General features: G+C 61.8%; 17 protein-coding genes. 10 read left to right on the top strand and 7 right to left on the bottom strand.

Annotated features, from left to right (window positions below; genetic code table 11):
- Window position 1: 1 nt before the first annotated feature.
- The 6 genes from BS630_RS02545 to fabD form a co-directional block, all read right to left on the bottom strand.
- Window positions 2–889 carry a YicC/YloC family endoribonuclease gene (locus tag BS630_RS02545; protein ID WP_077976147.1) on the bottom strand — a complete coding sequence of 296 codons (888 nt, stop codon included), beginning with the start codon at window positions 887–889 and terminating at the stop codon, window positions 2–4.
- A gap of 18 nt (window positions 890–907) precedes the next feature.
- Window positions 908–2125 (bottom strand): endolytic transglycosylase MltG, encoded by a 1218-nt coding sequence (mltG, locus tag BS630_RS02540; RefSeq protein WP_077976146.1) that lies wholly within the window; start codon window positions 2123–2125, stop codon window positions 908–910.
- A gap of 183 nt (window positions 2126–2308) precedes the next feature.
- Entirely contained in the window at window positions 2309–3571 is a 1263-nt protein-coding gene (fabF, locus tag BS630_RS02535) for a beta-ketoacyl-ACP synthase II (protein ID WP_065279474.1), read from the bottom strand.
- A 93-nt stretch (window positions 3572–3664) separates the two neighbouring features.
- Window positions 3665–3901, bottom strand: a complete 237-nt coding sequence (locus BS630_RS02530) for an acyl carrier protein (protein WP_003547058.1) — start codon at window positions 3899–3901, stop codon at window positions 3665–3667.
- Window positions 3902–4187: 286 nt separating this feature from the next.
- Window positions 4188–4925, bottom strand: coding sequence for a 3-oxoacyl-[acyl-carrier-protein] reductase (fabG, locus tag BS630_RS02525; RefSeq protein ID WP_077976145.1), 738 nt, complete (start codon window positions 4923–4925; stop codon window positions 4188–4190).
- 51 nt (window positions 4926–4976) lie between these two features.
- A complete protein-coding gene (gene fabD, locus BS630_RS02520) occupies window positions 4977–5921 on the bottom strand; it encodes an ACP S-malonyltransferase (protein WP_077976144.1) in 945 nt (314 codons plus the stop codon).
- Between the two features lie 200 nt (window positions 5922–6121).
- Here fabD and BS630_RS02510 point away from each other — a divergent pair, with 200 nt between their 5' ends.
- The 7 genes from BS630_RS02510 to alr all read left to right on the top strand — a co-directional run bounded on the left by BS630_RS02510 (window position 6122) and on the right by alr (window position 13087).
- Window positions 6122–7165 carry an aldo/keto reductase gene (locus BS630_RS02510; RefSeq protein WP_077976143.1) on the top strand — a complete coding sequence of 348 codons (1044 nt, stop codon included), beginning with the start codon at window positions 6122–6124 and terminating at the stop codon, window positions 7163–7165.
- Window positions 7166–7480: 315 nt separating this feature from the next.
- The gene (rpsF, locus tag BS630_RS02505) at window positions 7481–7948 is read left to right on the top strand and encodes a 30S ribosomal protein S6 (protein WP_003547040.1); all 468 of its coding nucleotides are present in this window, start codon (window positions 7481–7483) and stop codon (window positions 7946–7948) included.
- Between the two features lie 14 nt (window positions 7949–7962).
- The gene (gene rpsR / locus BS630_RS02500; RefSeq protein ID WP_003547038.1) at window positions 7963–8211 is read left to right on the top strand and encodes a 30S ribosomal protein S18; all 249 of its coding nucleotides are present in this window, start codon (window positions 7963–7965) and stop codon (window positions 8209–8211) included.
- A 159-nt stretch (window positions 8212–8370) separates the two neighbouring features.
- Window positions 8371–9357, top strand: coding sequence for a DUF2232 domain-containing protein (locus tag BS630_RS02495; protein ID WP_077976142.1), 987 nt, complete (start codon window positions 8371–8373; stop codon window positions 9355–9357).
- A 22-nt stretch (window positions 9358–9379) separates the two neighbouring features.
- A complete protein-coding gene (gene rplI / locus BS630_RS02490) occupies window positions 9380–9958 on the top strand; it encodes a 50S ribosomal protein L9 (RefSeq protein ID WP_011651241.1) in 579 nt (192 codons plus the stop codon).
- A gap of 373 nt (window positions 9959–10331) precedes the next feature.
- A complete protein-coding gene (locus BS630_RS02485; protein WP_077976288.1) occupies window positions 10332–11828 on the top strand; it encodes a replicative DNA helicase in 1497 nt (498 codons plus the stop codon).
- Between the two features lie 89 nt (window positions 11829–11917).
- Window positions 11918–13087 carry an alanine racemase gene (gene alr, locus BS630_RS02480; RefSeq protein WP_170268430.1) on the top strand — a complete coding sequence of 390 codons (1170 nt, stop codon included), beginning with the start codon at window positions 11918–11920 and terminating at the stop codon, window positions 13085–13087.
- 12 nt (window positions 13088–13099) lie between these two features.
- Here alr and BS630_RS02475 read toward each other — a convergent pair whose 3' ends face one another.
- Window positions 13100–13735: a LysE family translocator gene (locus BS630_RS02475; protein WP_077976286.1), complete on the bottom strand. Its 636-nt coding sequence runs from the start codon at window positions 13733–13735 to the stop codon at window positions 13100–13102.
- Between the two features lie 162 nt (window positions 13736–13897).
- On the opposite strand from BS630_RS02475, the gene radA reads away from it, so the two are divergent.
- The 3 genes from radA to purF all read left to right on the top strand — a co-directional run bounded on the left by radA (window position 13898) and on the right by purF (window position 17653).
- The gene (radA, locus tag BS630_RS02470) at window positions 13898–15298 is read left to right on the top strand and encodes a DNA repair protein RadA (RefSeq protein WP_077976141.1); all 1401 of its coding nucleotides are present in this window, start codon (window positions 13898–13900) and stop codon (window positions 15296–15298) included.
- Window positions 15299–15387: 89 nt separating this feature from the next.
- Window positions 15388–16014 (top strand): CvpA family protein, encoded by a 627-nt coding sequence (locus tag BS630_RS02465; RefSeq protein ID WP_003547015.1) that lies wholly within the window; start codon window positions 15388–15390, stop codon window positions 16012–16014.
- Window positions 16015–16162: 148 nt separating this feature from the next.
- Entirely contained in the window at window positions 16163–17653 is a 1491-nt protein-coding gene (gene purF / locus BS630_RS02460) for an amidophosphoribosyltransferase (RefSeq protein ID WP_077976140.1), read from the top strand.
- The last annotated feature ends 51 nt before the right edge of the window (window positions 17654–17704 follow it).

Here is a 17704-nt window from a genome sequence, read left to right as displayed (position 1 = left end):
CTTACTCCAAATTCTGGACCTGCTCGCGGAACTGGTCGATCACGACTTTCAGCTCGATGCCGGCGGCGGTGACCGCCGAGGCATTCGACTTCGAGCAGATGGTATTCGATTCGCGGTTAAATTCCTGTGCAAGGAAGTCCAGCCGGCGCCCGGCGGGGCCACCTTTCACCAGGAGGTCGCGCGCTGCGGCGATATGAGCCTTCAGACGATCGATTTCCTCGCGCAGATCCGCCTTGGTCGCCAACAGTGCGGCTTCGGCATGCAGCCTGTCGCGGTCGAGCGCGGCCATGCCGTCCATCAACAATGCGACCTGCGCGGCAAGCCGCGCGGCGATCTCCTGCGGCGAGCGCGATGGATCGGCCTCGATCGTCCGCGTCAGGCCTTCGATGGTCGTGACGTGGTCGTGAAGAATGCGGGCCAGCGCCGACCCTTCCTGTTCGCGCATTGCTCGCAGATCGACAAGCGCGGCCAACAGGCCGGCAGCGATATCGGCGTCACGGGCGGCAAGCGCCTCCTCGCCATCCTCGCTTTCGCGGAATTCGACGATGCCGCGCACCAGAAGCAGCGTATCGAGCTTCAGCGGCGCCGGATCGATGACACCGTCCAGCTGCTCGCGCATGGCCAGCACAGCGGCAAGCGCTTGCTTGTTCAGCACCGCCTCGAAAACGTTCTCGTCGGCGCTGACGGATAGGGATGCCTGCAGGTTGCCGCGGCTGAAGCTTTCGCCGGCGAGGCGGCGGACGTCAGCCTCCATGCGCTCGAGCCCGGGCGGCAGGCGCAGGCGCAGGTCGAGGCCCTTGCCGTTGACCGAGCGCAGTTCCCATGCCCAGCGCCAGCGGCCGCTCGTTCCCTCGCGCCGCGCAAAACCGGTCATGGACTGCAAAGCCATGCGTGCCTCCCGAAAGTCTCAGTTGATCTTCTTTTTCTTCGGCGGCGCGACGGTCGCGCCACTATCCGCAGGCTGCTCTTCCGGCTGGCCGTCGACTGCGATGTTCGGGTCGGAACCCTTGTCGGCTTCGAGCTTGCGCCAGCGCTTGACGTTGGCATTGTGCTCCTCGAGCGTCGCAGCGAAAACATGGCCACCGGTGCCGTCGGCGACGAAATAGAGGTCCTGCGTCTTCCAAGGATTGGCAACGGCTTCCAGCGCATCCTTGCCGGGATTGGCGATCGGCGTCGGCGGCAGACCCTTGATGACATAGGTGTTGTAAGGCGTGTCGCGCTTCAGGTCCGACTGGTATATCGGCCGGTCGGCCGGTTTTCCCTCGCCGCCGAAGAGGCCGTAGATGATCGTCGGATCGGATTGCAGGCGCATGCCCTTGCCGAGTCGGTTCAAGAAAACGGAGGCGACGTGGGCACGCTCGTCGGGAACGCCGGTTTCCTTTTCGACGATCGAGGCGAGTGTCACGAACTCCTCCTTGGACCGCAGCGGCAGCGACGAGTCACGCTTGTCCCAGATCTGATCGACGAGCTTCTGCTGCGCAGCCGCCATCTGTTCGATGATTTCCGAGCGCTTGGTGCCGCGCGAGAATTTGTAGGTATCCGGACGCAGGCTGCCCTCGGTCGGCAGTGCCGCCGGCAAGTCGCCTTCCAGCACGGTATCCTGCAGCATGCGGTCGAACATCTGGCGGACCGTCAGGCCCTCGGGGAAGGAAACGGAATAAAGAATGGACTTGCCCGATTTCAGCAGCTCCATGATATCCCTCATGGAGGCCCTCGCCTTGATCTCGTATTCACCAGCCTTCAGGCTTTCACCGGCAGAAAGATGCGTTGCCGTGAGATAGCGGAAGATGCGGGCATCGCTGATGATCGCGTTGCGCTCGAGGTTCGAGGCGATTTCGGTCAGACCGGCGCCGTTGCGGACGATGAAATTGGTGTTGGTTTGCAGCGGGCCCGGGTTCCGATAGGTCGATGTGGCGTAATAGAAGCCGATGACGGCGACGACGCAGACCAGAACCGCCATCGTCATGATGAAGTTCAGGAAAAGAACGACCTGGCCGCGGGCTTTCTTGGACCGCTTCGGCGGCTCCGGAACGCGCTCCGGACGCAGGGCTTCGCTGGGCGACTTCGGGATAATCGGTCCCTTTTGCGCCTGGGTATCGTTGCTCTGGTTCGTCGTATCGCTCACCGGCAATCCTCTAAAACTTGACCCTCACTTCGCTATTTCGCGAAGCAATGCGGCAAAAGCAGGTTCTGCCGCCGTTCAACGACGCCGCTGCCGGTCGTTATGCTTTCGCACGCCCCCTTACGCAACGTAGAGGACGGCCGGTTTGCGGTGCAAGGGAGACCCGTCACACCGCTTGCAGGACTCTTATTGCGCGTAACGGCGCAGTACGAGCGACGCGTTCGTGCCGCCGAATCCGAACGAGTTGGACAGCGCCACATTGATGTCTCGCTCACGCGCCTTGTGCGGAACAAGATCGATCGCCGTCTCCCGTTCGGGATTGTCGAGATTGAGTGTCGGCGGCGCGATATTGTCGCGAATGGCGAGCGTGGCGAAGATCGCCTCGATGGCACCGGCAGCACCGAGAAGGTGTCCTGTCGCCGACTTGGTCGAGGACATGGAGATCTTCGACGCCGCATTGCCGACCAGTCGCTCGACGGCGCCGAGTTCGATCGTGTCGGCCATGGTCGAGGTACCGTGGGCATTGATGTAGTCGATATCGGCGGGCGTCAGCCCGGCGCGTTTCAGCGCCATCGCCATGCAGCGGCCGGCGCCCTCGCCGTCTTCGGAGGGCGCGGTGATGTGATAGGCATCGCCCGACAAGCCGTAGCCGACGATTTCGGCGTAGATCCTGGCGCCGCGCGCCTTGGCATGTTCCAGTTCCTCGAGCACGACGATGCCGGCGCCTTCGCCCATGACGAAGCCGTCGCGGTCGCGGTCATAGGGGCGCGAAGCCTTCTGCGGGTCATCGTTGTGCTGGGTCGACAGCGCCTTGCAGGCGGCAAAACCTGCAAGCGAAATGCGGCTGACGGGGGATTCCGTACCGCCGGCGACCATGACGTCGGCGTCGCCCAGCGCAATCAAGCGCGCGGCATCGCCGATCGCATGCGCGCCCGTCGAGCAGGCGGTGACGACCGAATGATTGGGTCCGCGCAGCTTGTGGCGGATCGAGACCTGGCCGGAGACGAGGTTGATCAGGCGGCCGGGAATGAAGAAGGGGGAGATGCGGCGCGGGCCCTTGTCGCGCAGGGTATAACCCGCCTCGACAATGCCTTCGATGCCGCCGATGCCGGAGCCGATCAGCACGCCGGTGGCGATCTGGTCCTCATCGGTTTCAGGATGCCAGCCGGCATCGGCAAGCGCCATGTCGGCGGCGGCCATGCCGTAGATGATGAAGGGATCGACCTTGCGCTGCTCCTTCGGCTCCATCCACTGATCGACATTGAAGGTGCCGTCGGTGCCATCACCGATAGGAATACGGCAGGCGATCTTGGCGGGAAGGTCATCGACCTCGAATTCGGTGACGAGGCGGGCGCCGTTCTGACCGGCAAGCAGCCGGGACCACGTCACCTCGGTTCCGCATCCCAAGGGTGATACCATGCCGGTACCGGTGATGACGACACGTCTCATCGCGTGCTTTCCCCCGTCTCTTATGTTCTATGGAGAAATATGCCGAAAAGAAAAGGGCGGACTCCAGGCCCGCCCTTTCTCAAATTCACAGGATCAGGCCTGGGCCTTCTCAATAAACTTCACTGCATCGCCAACCGTCAGGATCGAGTCGGCGGCGTCGTCAGGAATTTCAACGCCGAATTCTTCTTCGAAAGCCATGACAAGTTCGACCGTGTCGAGCGAGTCAGCGCCCAGATCGTCGATAAAGCTGGCGCTCTCGACGACCTTGTCGGCGTCGACGCCAAGATGATCAATAACAATTTTCTTTACGCGTTCTGCGATATCGCTCATGTCGGTTTCCTCGACCTTATGTCCTGATCGGAATGCCATCGCGGCACCCCTACCCTGTTTCAGCCTGCGATGTTTTCAGACACCCTCGGCAAACTCGTTTACCCGGCTTCAGAGATGTCCCAGGCTTGCAAAAAGCCCGCCGGTCCGTCTGCTTTCTCGGGACGACTGTTCACAGTCATGGCCCGCTTAACATGCTTTATGTCTGCCGCAAAGCCAGAAAATCAACGGTTCGTGATTGCTCAACATGCTATTGGCGGAATTATTCCCATGCCAACAGTTTGTCGTTTCAGATCATCGCCATGCCGCCGTTTACGTGCAGCGTCTGGCCCGTCATATAGGCAGCCTCGGAGGACGCAAGGTAAGCGACCGCCGAAGCGACCTCGCCACCCGTTCCCATGCGCTTCATCGGGATCGCTCCCATGATCGCTTCCTTCTGCTTGTCATTGAGCTTGCCGGTCATGGCGCTTTCGATGAAACCGGGCGCCACGCAGTTGACCGTCACGTTGCGGGTGGCAATTTCCTGCGCCAGGGACTTGGTGAAGCCGATCATACCGGCCTTGGAGGCGCAGTAATTGGCCTGGCCCGGATTGCCGGTGACGCCGACGATGGAGGTGATGTTGATGATGCGGCCATAGCGGCGGCGCATCATCGGATGCGTCAATTCGCGCGTCAGGCGGAAGGTCGCCGTCAGGTTCACTTCGAGGACGCTGTCCCAGTCCTCGTCGCTCATGCGCACGAACAGCCCGTCGCGGGTGATGCCGGCATTGTTGACGAGGATGTCGACGCCTTCAAGGTCGGCCTCTGCTTTCTGGCCGAGCGCCTTGACCTCATCGCGGTCGGAGAGGTTCGCCGGGAAGATCTTGACGCGCTCGCCGAGATCGGCCGCCAGCGCTTCCAGCTTCTCGACGCGGGTGCCATGCAGGCCGACGATGGCGCCCTGCTTATGAAGAAGGCGGGCGATTTCCTCGCCGATACCGCCCGAAGCGCCTGTGACGAGAGCCTTGCGGCCGGAAAGATCGAGCATGGAAACGTTCCTTATATCAGGGACACCAAATCCGGTGTCCGGAAATACCAATCAGGCCATGAGGGCGGCGACGGCCGCGTCGATATCCGCCGGACCGTTGACGGAGATGCCGGTGATCGTCTTGTCGATGCGGCGGGCAAGGCCGGTCAGCACCTTGCCGGAACCGAGTTCATAAAGCGTCGTCACGCCATTTCCGGCAAACCATTCCACCGTCTCGCGCCAGCGGACCTGGCCGGTCACCTGCTCGACCAGCAGGCTGGCAATCTCGTCGGCGCCGGTCACCGGGGCGGCACGGACATTGGCGATGACGGGCACGACGGGGTCGGACTTCGCGACTTTTGCCAGCGCTTCGCGCATGGCGTCGGCGGCGGGCGCCATCAGCGTCGAATGGAACGGAGCAGAGACCGGCAGCAGGATGGCGCGCTTGGCGCCCTTGTCGGTCGCAAGGGCGGCCGCCTTTTCGACGGCTGCCTTCTCGCCCGAGATGACGATCTGGCCGCCGCCATTGTCGTTGGCGATCTGGCAAGCGCCGATAGCGGCCGCTGCCTCACAGACGGCAACGACGTCGGCATGTTCGAGGCCGATGATCGCGGCCATGGCGCCGACGCCGACGGGGACGGCGGCCTGCATGGCATTGCCGCGGATACGCAACAGCCGAGCGGTGTCGGCGAGCGAAAAGCTGCCGGCGGCGCAAAGTGCCGAATATTCGCCGAGCGAGTGGCCGGCGACGTAGGCGACCTTGGACTTCAGATCCAGCCCCTTGGCTTCGAGAACGCGGACAACGGCGATCGAGACGGCCATCAGCGCCGGCTGGGCGTTCGCCGTCAAGGTCAGCGTATCCTCGGGACCGTTGAACATGACGTCCGAAAGCTTTTCACCGAGTGCCTCATCGACCTCTTCGAAAACGGCGCGGGCTTCCGCGAAATTCTCGGCGAGATCCTTGCCCATGCCGACGGCCTGGCTGCCCTGACCGGGAAAAGTGAAAGCAATGGTCATTTTCATGTCCCTGATTGCGCCCCTTGAGGCTGTTTTGCCTCCAATTGACATTCTTTCCGGCAGAGTCAAGTAGCGGCTCATTCTCCGCAAAGCCTTTCGCGCGCGCGCAAAAGCCCGGCTTTTGCTCTTGCGCTCCGCCAAATCCAGCCTAGATTTGCCCGGACCTCCCAAGGCTTTCACCTCTCTCCCAAGGTTTTTCCATGAAGTACAATTCACTAGGCCGCACCGATATTTCCGTTTCAGAGATTTGCCTTGGCACCATGACCTGGGGCTCGCAGAACAGCGAAGCCGATGCGCATGCGCAGATGGATTACGCCGTCGAAAAGGGCGTCAATTTCTTCGATACGGCCGAGCTTTATCCAACCACCCCGGTTTCAGCGGCGACACAGGGCTGGACCGAAGACTATATCGGCAGCTGGTTCGAGAAGACCGGCAAGCGCGGCGATATCGTGCTCGCCACCAAGGTCGCCGGCCGCGGCCGCGATTATCTGCGCGGCGGCGAAGGTGCCGATGCAAAGAATATCCGCCTGGCGCTCGAGGCCAGCCTGATGCGGCTGAAGACGGATTACGTCGACCTCTACCAGATCCACTGGCCGAACCGCGGGCATTTCCATTTCCGCCAGAACTGGAGCTACAATCCGTTCACCCAGGATCGCGACAAGGCGGTCGCCAATATGCTCGACATCCTGGAAACGCTCGGCGCTCTGGTGAAGGAGGGCAAGATCCGCGCGATCGGCCTTTCCAACGAAACCACCTGGGGCATACACAAATACCTGACGCTCTCCGAACAGAAGGGCCTGCCGCGGGTCGCCAGCGTCCAGAACGAATACAACCTGCTCTACCGCCATTTCGATCTCGATCTCGCCGAACTCTCGCATCATGAGGATGTCGGACTGCTCGCCTATTCGCCGCTCGCCGGCGGTATCCTGTCCGGCAAATATATCGACGGCGGCAGGCCGAAAGGTTCCCGCGGTTCGATCAACCCCGATATCGGCGGGCGGCTGCAGCCGCTGCAGGAGCCGGCGACCAGAGCCTATCTGGAGATCGCCGCAACATATGGACTCGACCCGGCAGCGATGGCGCTCGCCTTTTGCCTGTCACGTCCGTTCATGGCCTCGGTCATCATCGGCGCGACGTCGATGGAGCAGTTGAAAATCGATATCGGCGCGGCAGACATTACGCTTTCGAACGAGGTCCTGGCGGAAATCGCCAAGGTGCACCGGCAGTATCCGCTGACGCTTTGATCATGTTTGTTTGGCGCCTGCCCGATGCCGACCATTGGCCGGCGTCGGGTTCGGGTATCCGATTGCGCTTGCCTTTGCCCGAAAAATCCGTATAAGCCGCCGTGTTCGTTAACCCGGTCTTCTGGCTGGTGGCTGAACGGAGGGCCGGTTTCCTCGCGGAAATCGTTCGGAACGGAAGCGTTCCAGCCTCCCGTGTCTCCGCTCTCGACCGTCTCGGAAACGCTTTCTTGCCTGGGTCCGCCCAATCAGGAGCAGTCGTTGAGGCTTAGCCGCCGAATATCGGGTTGAACCAAACGCAAGAAAGGCAAAGCTGTCATGGCTCTTTATGAACATGTATTCCTTGCCCGGCAGGATATTTCCGCTCAGCAGGTCGATGCCCTCGTAGAACAGTACAAGGGTGTGATCGAAGCGAATGGCGGTAAAGTCGGGCGTATCGAGAACTGGGGCCTCAAGTCCCTCACCTACCGCATCAAGAAGAACCGCAAGGCGCACTACGCCCTGATGGACATCGATGCGCCGGCTGCTGCCGTCCAGGAAATGGAACGTCAGATGCGCATCAGCGAAGACGTTCTTCGCTACATGACGATCGCCGTCGAGAAGCATGAAGAAGGTCCGTCTGCCATGATGCAGAAGCGCGACCGTGACGACCGTCCGCGCGAAGGCGGCCGTGGCCCGCGTGAAGGCGGATTCGGCGATCGTGACCGTGGCCCGCGTCCGCCGCGTGAAGGTGGCTTCGGCGACCGCGACGACCGTCCGCGCCGTCCGCGCGAAGACCGTGTATAAGGGAGATCTGAGATATGTCTGAAACTTCCTCCGCTCCGGTCCGCCGCCCGTTCCATCGCCGCCGCAAGACCTGCCCGTTCTCCGGCGCCAACGCGCCGCGGATCGACTACAAGGACGTACGCCTGCTGCAGCGCTACATTTCCGAGCGCGGCAAGATCGTTCCGTCCCGCATCACGGCCGTTTCCCAGAAGAAGCAGCGCGAACTCGCCCAGGCGATCAAGCGCGCCCGTTTCCTCGGCCTGCTGCCCTACGTCGTCGCCTGATCATCGGCCGACGCACACACCCTTGAGGGAAGGCATTCGTGCCTTCCCTTTTCCCTTCCGCGATGGGCGCGGATCGGAACTCTTAAAACCCATGTTGAGACGTTTCTGAATTTGATTCAGCAACATCCTCTAACTGCTTGATGAAGCAGGACAGCGACCTTGAAACGACCGAACATTAAAACGCTGCTGATCGGCGCACTCGCCGGATTGACCGCCGCCCTGCTGGTGCTGGGCGCGAGCATGCAGCCGTCGTTTTTCAGCGCGCTTCTCTACACGGCTTCGGCTTTGCCGATCCTGATCGTCGGGCTCGGCTGGGGCAATACCGCCGCGATCTCGGCCGTCGTCAGCGCCGCAGCACTCGGCGCGATCTTGATCTCGCCTTCCTTCGCGCTGATCATGACGATGGTGACGCTGCTGCCGGCCGGTTGGCTGAGCCATCTCGCCAATCTGGCGCGTCCCGCCTCCGAACTCGGCGGCCCCGACCATCTGCTTGCCTGGTATCCGCTCTCCGATATCCTGCTGCATCTTTGCGGTCTGGTGACGCTCGCCGTCATCGTCATCGGTGTGATCATCGGCTACGGGCCTGAGATCACCGATCCGATCGTCGACCTGCTGATCACCTCGCTCAAGCAGCAGCAGCCGGAATTCATGCCCGATCCGGCAGCGACCGCGCAGACCAAGTCGCTGATCCTGCTGATGCTGCCGGCTTTGCAGGGCGGCATGTGGGTCAGCATGCTGTTTGCCGCCTATTATTTCGCTGTGCGCATCGTTGCAGCCTCCGGCAAGGGCCTTCGCCCGCGTGAGGACATTCCCTCGTCGCTGCGGATGAACCGCAACTCGATCTTCATCTTCCTGGCCGGGCTTGCCGCCTGCTTTTTCGGCGGCGTCCCGGCACTGGTCGGCGCGACCGTGATCGGCGCCTTCGGCGCCGGCTTCATGCTTTCCGGTTTCGCCTCGCTGCATTTCCGCACGCGCGGCAAGGACTGGCGCATACCGGCCCTCATCCTCTGCTATCTGGCCTCGATGCTCATGCTGCTGCCAGCTCTCCTCATCCTCGTTCTCGGTCTCAGCGATACGCGCAAGGCGATCGCGCTGACCCCGACGAAAGATGCTGATACCCCCAAACAATCCGATACGAAAATCTGAGACACAAGAAAGGAAAAAGAAAATGCAAGTCATCCTTCTCGAACGCATCTCCAAGCTCGGCCAGATGGGCGAAACCGTAAAGGTTCGCGACGGCTTTGCCCGCAACTACCTGCTGCCGCTCGGCAAGGCGCTGCGCGCCAACGCCGCCAACAAGACCCGCTTCGAAGCGGAGCGCGCAACGCTCGAAGCCCGCAACCTGGAGCGCAAGTCGGAAGCCCAGACGGTCGCCGACGTTCTCGACGGCAAGTCCTTCATCGTCGTACGCTCCGCCGGCGAAACCGGCCAGCTCTACGGTTCGGTTGCTGCCCGTGACGTCGTCGATATTCTCGGCGCCGAAGGCTTCAACATCGGCCGCAACCAGGTTCACCTCAACACGCCGATCAAGTCGATCGGCCTGCACAAGGTCGAGCTGCAGCTGCATGCCGAAGTCGAAATTCACGTCGAGCTGAACGTTGCCCGTTCTGCCGAAGAGGCAGAGCGCCAGTCCAAGGGCGAAGAACTCACCTCGGTCGACGCGATCTACGGCGTCGACGAAGACGCGCTGCGTCCGGAAGACTTCTTCGATCCGGAAGCCGATGGCGTCGACGAAGACGAAGCATAATTTCGTCGGAGCGATCCGCGAGAGGGAAGCCCGGCCACCGCGCCGGGCTTTTTCGTTTCCACCCCTTCGATATGAGCCGCTGATCGGCTCGCTTCTTTTAAGGGGATCTTCCGGATGTTTTTGCTGCGTGCCTTATCGCATCGCGCTAAAATGACATTCTCCGAAGCGGATGGGCTGAGTCGGCGCCATACCGTGTCGTGCGGGTGACACTGCCAGTATTTCTCCTTTGCGTCGCCCAAGACTGTGGAGAAGTCGAACAACGTGCACAGTGTTCAGGATTTGGGCGAAGCGAGCCCCCGCTCCTTTCGTAGCCTCTTGATTTTCGCGTCCGGAATTGCAAATCCGGAGCTGGAAAAAGACAGAACGGATGATGATGAACGACGCCGCTCGAAAGATTGCAGCCGTTGCTCCGTCGGAGCAGCATTATCGCGAAGCACCCAACAACATCGAAGCCGAGCAGGCGCTTCTGGGTGCGATCCTGATGAACAACGACGCCTATTACCGGGTGTCGGACTTCCTGAAGCCGATCCATCTTTATGAACCGCTGCACCGGAAGATCTTCGAGGTTGCCGGCGATATCATCCGCATGGGCAAGATCGCCAATCCGGTGACGATCAAGACCTTCCTGAAGGCCGACGAGAAGGTCGGCGACATGACGGTTTCGCAATATCTGGCGAGCCTCGTCAGCAATGCCGTTACCGTCATCAATGCCGAGGATTACGGCCGGGCGATCTACGACCTGGCGCTGCGCCGAGCGCTGATCACCATCGGCGAGGACGTCGTCAACATCGCCTATGACGCGCCGCTCGACATGCCGCCGCAGTCGCAGATCGAGGATACCGAACGCCGCCTCTTCGAACTGGCGGAAAACGGCCGCTACGACGGCGGCTTCCAGGCCTTCAACGATGCGGTCGCGCTGGCGATCGACATGGCGGCCGTCGCCAAGGAACGCGACGGCGGGCTTTCCGGCATTTCCACCGGCATCCATTCGCTGGATTCCAAGATGGGCGGTTTGCAGCGGTCGGACTTGATCGTGCTTGCCGGACGCCCCGGCATGGGCAAGACCTCGCTTGCTACAAATATCGCCTACAACATCGCCGCCGCCTATGAAGGCGAAGTCCAGTCGGACGGCAGCATGAAGGCGAAGAACGGCGGCGTCGTCGGTTTCTACTCGCTCGAAATGTCGTCCGAACAGCTTGCCACCCGTATCATCTCTGAGCAGACCGAAGTCTCCTCCTCGAAGATCCGCCGCGGCGACATCAACGATGCCGATTTCGAAAAGCTCGTCGCCTGCTCGATGATGATGCAGAAGGTGCCGCTCTTTATCGACCAGACCGGCGGCATCTCGATCGCCCAGCTTTCGGCCCGCGCGCGCCGTCTGAAGCGCCAGCGCGGCCTCGACGTGCTTGTGGTCGACTACATTCAGCTGATGACCGGCTCGGGCAAATCCAGCGACAACCGCGTGCAGGAAATCACCCAGATCACCACCGGCCTGAAGGCGCTCGGCAAGGAGCTCAACGTTCCGATCATCGCGCTGTCGCAGCTCTCGCGTCAGGTCGAAAGCCGCGACGACAAGCGGCCGCAGCTGTCCGACCTTCGCGAATCCGGCTCGATCGAGCAGGACGCCGACGTCGTGCTCTTCGTGTTCCGCGAGGAATATTATGTCAAGAATTCGGAGCCGCGCGACCTCCACGATCCGAAATATCCGGAATGGGAAGCGCTGTTCGACAAGGTGAAGGGCACGGCCGACGTCATCATTGCCAAGCAACGCCACGGGCCTACGGGCACGGTGAAGCTCGCCTTCCAGGCGGAATTCACGCGCTTTGCAGATCTCGCCGATCCCTCCTTCACCCAATATGAAGAGCACTGATCGCGCGGATGCTGCATGCAGCGCCGGGCTTTCCCTTGACATAGTTGATCTTTAAACTGGCCGGAGAATCCTTCTCCGGCCTCTTTTCGATGTGGATCATGAGCGAATTTTTCGACGCCCCCGAAGACGACAATTTTGCCTCGGCAGGGCTGCGGCTGACCGTCGACCTCACCGCCCTGACGGAGAACTGGCGCGACATGGCGCGCCGCTCCAGTGCGGCGCGCGCCTCGGCAGTCGTCAAAGCGGATGCTTACGGCATGGGCATCGAGGATGCCGGCGAAGCGCTGTATATGGCCGGCGCGCGTGACTTCTTCGTCGCGACCGTCGACGAGGGCGTAACACTTCGCCTCTATGCGCCCGAGGCGCGCATCTTCGTGCTCTCAGGCATATGGCCCGGCACCGAACGGCGTTTCTTCGAGAACGATCTGGTGCCGGTGATTTCCTCCGACGAACAGCTCGCCTTCTGGATGGCGGTGCTCGCCGATTACGGCGACTACCCCTGCGCGCTGCATGTCGATACCGGCTTCAATCGGCTCGGACTGCATATCGACGATGCGATCGCGCTCGCCGACGACGTCTCACGGCCGGCGAGCTTCGCGCCCGTGCTTGTCATGAGCCACCTCGCCTGCGCCGACGATCCCACCCATGCGATGAACCGGCAGCAGCTCGAATCATTCCACAGAGTTAGCGCTGCTTATGAAGGCATCGATTCAAGCCTTGCCGCCTCGGCCGGCATCTTTCTCGGTGAGGATTATCACTTCGACCTGACCCGCCCCGGCATCGCGCTCTATGGCGGCGAAGCGGTCAGCGGCATGGTGAACCCGATGCGGCCGGTGGCAACTGCGGAAGCGCGCATCATCCAGGTGCGCAGCGTTGAAGCCGGCGAGACCGTCAGCTATGGGCGGGCGCTGCAGCTTCGCCGCGAAAGCCGGCTGGCGATCGCCTCGGCCGGCTATGCCGACGGCTACATGCGCAGCCAGTCGAGCGGCGGTGTGCCGCTGCGCCAGGTGGTGCCGCAAGGCGGGCAAGGCTTCATCGCCGGACACAAGGTACCGGTTGCCGGCCGGATCACCATGGACCTGACGATCTTCGATATCACCGACCTGCCTGACAACGCCGTGCGCGCTGGGGATTATGTCGAGCTGTTCGGAAAGAACCTGCCGGTCGACGATGTGGCGCGGACATCCGGCACGATCGGATACGAGATTCTGACCAGCATGGGCTTCCGCCACGAGCGGCGCTACGTGGCCGAGGAATAACGGCCGTCCTGTTCAACGGCTGCTGAGGGCGAGACGGACACCGAGCGCCACGAAAAGCGCACCGAGGCCGCGATCGAGCCAGAGGCCGACTTTTTGATTATGCCTGACCGCATCGGCAAGGCGCCCGCCAAGAAGGACGAGCGGCGGTTCGATGAAGGCGGCGACGACGATGATCAGCCCGCCATGCAGCATGAGCTGCGCCCATGCCGGCCCTGCCCCTTCGACGACGAATTGCGGCAGGAAGGCGAGGAAGAATATCGCCACTTTCGGATTGAGCAGCGACACCAGAATTCCCTGCCGATAGATTCTTGCAACCGGCAATTTTTCACCAGCAGCCTTTATCAGGCCATCGCCGCCACCGGAGCGCAAAGCCTGAATGCCGAGCCAGACGAGATAGGCGGCGCCGATCCATTTGACCGTGGAGAAGGCGACTGCGGAAGCGGCAAGCATGGCCGAGAGACCGAGTGCAGCCATCAGCACGTGCAGGCAAGCGCCGGACCAGACGCCGAACAGCGCGGAAAAACCGGCACGTTTTCCGCTTCTCATCGTGTGACCGAGGATGAAGGCGATATCGGGTCCAGGCGAGAGGTTCAGCAAAACCGCCGCCGACAGAAATGCAAGCCAGTGCGCAAACGAATAATCGAACATCATCATCATTCCAAATAAGCAGAAGCAAAGCATAGGCAGGGGTGCGCTGATGGGGAAATCATTAGTTTTGATCCGTCGCGATAGCCATTATCTCAAGCACGACAATGATTCGGTGAAGCGGCGCGTCGCTTCGCTCGGGAACCCGGACTGAAAGAGTAATCGATGGCGAAGGCCAGGACACAATTCATCTGCCAGAGTTGCGGCACGGTTCATAACCGCTGGGCCGGCAAATGCGAGAACTGCGGCGAATGGAACACCATCGTCGAGGAAGACCCGATGGGCGGGATCGGCTCCGGTCCCGGCAAGACGCCGAAGAAGGGCCGACCGGTGGCGCTGACGGCGCTCTCCGGCGAGATCGAGGAAGCGCCACGCATCCATACCGCGATGTCGGAGCTCGACAGGGCGCTCGGCGGCGGTTTCGTGCGCGGTTCGGCGGTGCTAATCGGCGGCGATCCCGGCATCGGCAAATCGACGCTGCTGATGCAGGCCGCCGCCGCCCTTGCGCGGCGCGGCCACAAGATCATCTACGTCTCCGGCGAAGAAGCCGTGGCGCAGGTCCGGCTGCGGGCACAGCGCCTTGCGGCGGCCGATACCGATGTGATGCTGGCAGCCGAAACCAATGTCGAGGATATTCTGGCGACACTCGCCGAGGGCAAGCGGCCGGACCTCGTCATCATCGATTCCATCCAGACGCTGTGGAGCGAACTTGCCGAATCGGCGCCGGGAACGGTGACGCAGGTGCGCACTGGGGTGCAGGCAATGATCCGTTTCGCCAAGCAGACAGGGGCCGCCATGGTGCTCGTCGGCCATGTGACCAAGGACGGGCAGATTGCCGGGCCGCGCGTCGTCGAACACATGGTCGATGCCGTGCTCTATTTCGAAGGCGACCGCGGCCATCACTACCGCATCCTGCGCACAGTCAAGAACCGCTTCGGCCCGACCGACGAGATCGGCGTCTTCGAAATGTCCGACAGAGGCTTGCGCGAAGTCGCCAATCCCTCGGAACTCTTCCTCGGCGAACGCAACGAGAAATCGCCGGGCGCTGCCGTCTTCGCCGGTATGGAGGGCACCCGTCCCATTCTCGTCGAGGTACAGGCGCTGGTGGCACCGACCTCGCTCGGCACGCCGCGGCGCGCCGTGGTCGGCTGGGATTCGGCGCGGCTGTCGATGATCCTCGCAGTTCTTGAGGCCCATTGCGGCGTCAGGCTCGGCCAGCACGACGTCTATCTCAACGTTGCCGGCGGTTACCGCATCTCCGAACCGGCGGCCGATCTTGCCGTCGCCTCGGCACTCGTTTCCTCGCTTGCCGGTATTGCCCTTCCTGCCGATTGCGTCTATTTCGGCGAAGTCAGCCTGTCGGGCGCCATCCGACCGGTTGCGCACACCGCCCAGCGCCTCAAGGAAGCCGAGAAGCTGGGTTTTTCGGCAGCACTGCTTCCATCCGCCTCCGCCGAACTGCCGAAAGGCTCCGGCGGGCGCTGGAGCGAAGTCGCAAGCCTGCCGGATCTGGTCGTGCGCATCGCCGGATCGAACGGAGCGCTGCGTGTGGAAGACGACGTTTGATCCTTTCATTGCCAAGAGTGGTGATGATATAGGAGCACACGATAAGGCACGACACGGCCGCCAAGCGGCAGTCCTGGAGTTGAATTTACATGCCCATTACGATTTTCGACGGTATTGTCATCGGCGTCGTGCTCTTCTCCGCCGTGCTGGCGATGGTCCGCGGCTTTTCGCGCGAGATTCTTTCGATCGCGAGCTGGGGCGGTTCGGCCGCGGCTGCCTACTATCTCTATCCGTACCTGCTGCCCTACGCGAAAAAATACACCGATGACGACCGCATCGCGATCGTCGGTTCGGCAGCGGTCGTCTTCCTGATCGCGCTCATCGTCATCTCCTTCATCACAATGAAGATCGCCGATTTCATCATCGACAGCCGTGTCGGCGCGCTCGACCGCACGCTCGGCTTCCTGTTCGGGGCAGCGCGCGGCGTGCTGCTCCTGGTCGTCGCCGTCGCCTTCTGGAACTGGCTCGTCGATGTCGACCACCGTCCGGCCTGGGTCAACGAAGCGAAGTCGAAGCCCTTCCTGGATTCGATGGTCGTGAAGCTGAAATCGGTTCTGCCGGAGCAATTTGCCCAGATGATACCGGAAAGCATCCGTGATAAGCTGCAGCCGCCGGCACAGGGCGCCGAAGGTACTACGCCGCCGACGGGCGACCAGGCTCCGGCGGAAGACGCACCGACCGCGCCTGCAGACGGCGCGCAGCAGCCGGCGAATTGACACAGTGTTCAAGAGCTTGACCCGCCTTCCGGCAATCGCCATTTGAGCGGGATCTGAAATGAGGGTCCGGCCGAGCATTCCAGCTCCGCCGGGCTCAGCTATTTCTGGAAATGCCGATCCATTCTTGTGAGAGCAGAGGCCCGCAGAAATGAACCAGTCCCATTCCTTCCCGAACGACGATCCACTCGACGGAGATACGCTGCATGAAGAATGCGGGGTTTTCGGAATTCTGGGACATCCCGATGCCGCCGCGCTCACGGCTCTCGGCCTGCATGCGCTTCAACATCGCGGACAGGAAGCGGCCGGCATCGTCTCCTTCGACGGCAAGCGCTTTTATCAAGAGCGCCACATGGGCCTCGTCGGCGACCACTATACCAATCCGATGACGCTGGCCCGCCTGCCCGGCAGCATTACGATCGGTCATACCCGCTACTCGACAACCGGCGAAGTGGCCATGCGCAACGTGCAGCCGCTCTTTGCCGAACTGGAAGAAGGCGGCATTGCCATTGCCCATAACGGCAATTTCACCAACGGCCTGACGCTTCGCCGCCAGATCATCGCGACCGGCGCCATTTGTCAGTCGACCTCCGATACCGAAGTCGTCCTTCACCTCATCGCCCGTTCCCGCCACGCTTCCACGTCCGACCGCTTCATCGACGCCATTCGCCAGATGGAAGGCGGCTATTCGATGCTCGCCATGACGCGCACCAAACTGATTGCCGCGCGCGACCCGACCGGCATCCGCCCACTCGTCATGGGAGAATTCGACGGCAAGCCGATCTTCTGCTCGGAGACCTGCGCGCTCGACATCATCGGCGCCAAGTTCATCCGTGACGTTGAGAACGGCGAGGTTATCATCTGTGAAATCCAGCCCGACGGTTCGATCAGCATCGATGCGCGCAAGCCCAGCAAGCCGCAGCCGGAACGCCTCTGCCTGTTCGAATATGTCTATTTTGCTCGCCCGGACTCGGTCGTCGGTGGCCGCAACGTCTATACGACGCGCAAGAGCATGGGCATGAACCTTGCGAAGGAATCGCCTGTCGATGGCGACGTGATCGTGCCGGTGCCGGATGGCGGCACGCCGGCGGCGCTCGGCTATGCGCAGCAGAGCGGCATTCCCTTCGAGTACGGCATCATCCGTAACCATTATGTCGGGCGCACCTTCATCGAGCCGACGCAGCAGATCCGCGCCTTCGGTGTGAAGCTGAAGCATTCGGCCAACCGGGCGATGATCGAAGGCAAGCGCGTGGTGCTGGTCGATGATTCCATCGTGCGTGGCACGACGTCTCTCAAGATCGTCCAGATGATCCGTGAAGCCGGGGCGCGCGAAGTCCATGTCCGCGTCGCAAGCCCGATGATCTTCTTCCCGGATTTCTACGGCATCGACACGCCCGATGCCGAAAAGTTGCTGGCAAACCAGTATGCCGATGTCGAAGCCATGGCCAAATATATCGGCGCGGACTCGCTCGCCTTCCTGTCGATCAACGGACTTTACCGTGCCGTTGGCGGCGAGGATCGCAACCCCGCCCGGCCGCAGTTCACCGACCACTATTTTACCGGCGACTATCCGACCCGCCTGCTCGACAAGAACGGCGAGTCCATGGGCAACAAAATCTCCATGCTTGCCAGCAACGGCTGACACGGCGCGCCGGCTTTTTCATTGTCCATCCCGAGGGGTGCATCGCACCCC

It is taken from the genome of Rhizobium laguerreae, from assembly GCF_002008165.1.
Classification (GTDB): domain Bacteria; phylum Pseudomonadota; class Alphaproteobacteria; order Rhizobiales; family Rhizobiaceae; genus Rhizobium; species Rhizobium laguerreae.
The sequence above is the reverse complement of the archived record's forward strand: the minus strand, read 5'-3'. Positions and strand labels throughout refer to the sequence as shown.

Excerpts from the sequence above, each read along its gene's own strand:
- rpsR (WP_003547038.1), top strand. The coding sequence starts at position 7,963 with ATGTCTGAAACTTCCTCCGCTCCGGTCCGCCGCCCGTTCCATCGCCGC.
- BS630_RS02485 (WP_077976288.1), top strand. The coding sequence starts at position 10,332 with ATGAACGACGCCGCTCGAAAGATTGCAGCCGTTGCTCCGTCGGAGCAG.
- rplI (WP_011651241.1), top strand. The coding sequence starts at position 9,380 with ATGCAAGTCATCCTTCTCGAACGCATCTCCAAGCTCGGCCAGATGGGC.
- BS630_RS02465 (WP_003547015.1), top strand. The coding sequence starts at position 15,388 with ATGCCCATTACGATTTTCGACGGTATTGTCATCGGCGTCGTGCTCTTC.
- alr (WP_170268430.1), top strand. The coding sequence starts at position 11,918 with ATGTGGATCATGAGCGAATTTTTCGACGCCCCCGAAGACGACAATTTT.
- BS630_RS02530 (WP_003547058.1), bottom strand. The coding sequence starts at position 3,901 with ATGAGCGATATCGCAGAACGCGTAAAGAAAATTGTTATTGATCATCTT.
- purF (WP_077976140.1), top strand. The coding sequence starts at position 16,163 with ATGAACCAGTCCCATTCCTTCCCGAACGACGATCCACTCGACGGAGAT.
- fabG (WP_077976145.1), bottom strand. The coding sequence starts at position 4,925 with ATGCTCGATCTTTCCGGCCGCAAGGCTCTCGTCACAGGCGCTTCGGGC.
- fabF (WP_065279474.1), bottom strand. The coding sequence starts at position 3,571 with ATGAGACGTGTCGTCATCACCGGTACCGGCATGGTATCACCCTTGGGA.
- BS630_RS02510 (WP_077976143.1), top strand. The coding sequence starts at position 6,122 with ATGAAGTACAATTCACTAGGCCGCACCGATATTTCCGTTTCAGAGATT.
- rpsF (WP_003547040.1), top strand. The coding sequence starts at position 7,481 with ATGGCTCTTTATGAACATGTATTCCTTGCCCGGCAGGATATTTCCGCT.
- radA (WP_077976141.1), top strand. The coding sequence starts at position 13,898 with ATGGCGAAGGCCAGGACACAATTCATCTGCCAGAGTTGCGGCACGGTT.
- BS630_RS02475 (WP_077976286.1), bottom strand. The coding sequence starts at position 13,735 with ATGTTCGATTATTCGTTTGCGCACTGGCTTGCATTTCTGTCGGCGGCG.
- BS630_RS02545 (WP_077976147.1), bottom strand. The coding sequence starts at position 889 with ATGGCTTTGCAGTCCATGACCGGTTTTGCGCGGCGCGAGGGAACGAGC.
- fabD (WP_077976144.1), bottom strand. The coding sequence starts at position 5,921 with ATGACCATTGCTTTCACTTTTCCCGGTCAGGGCAGCCAGGCCGTCGGC.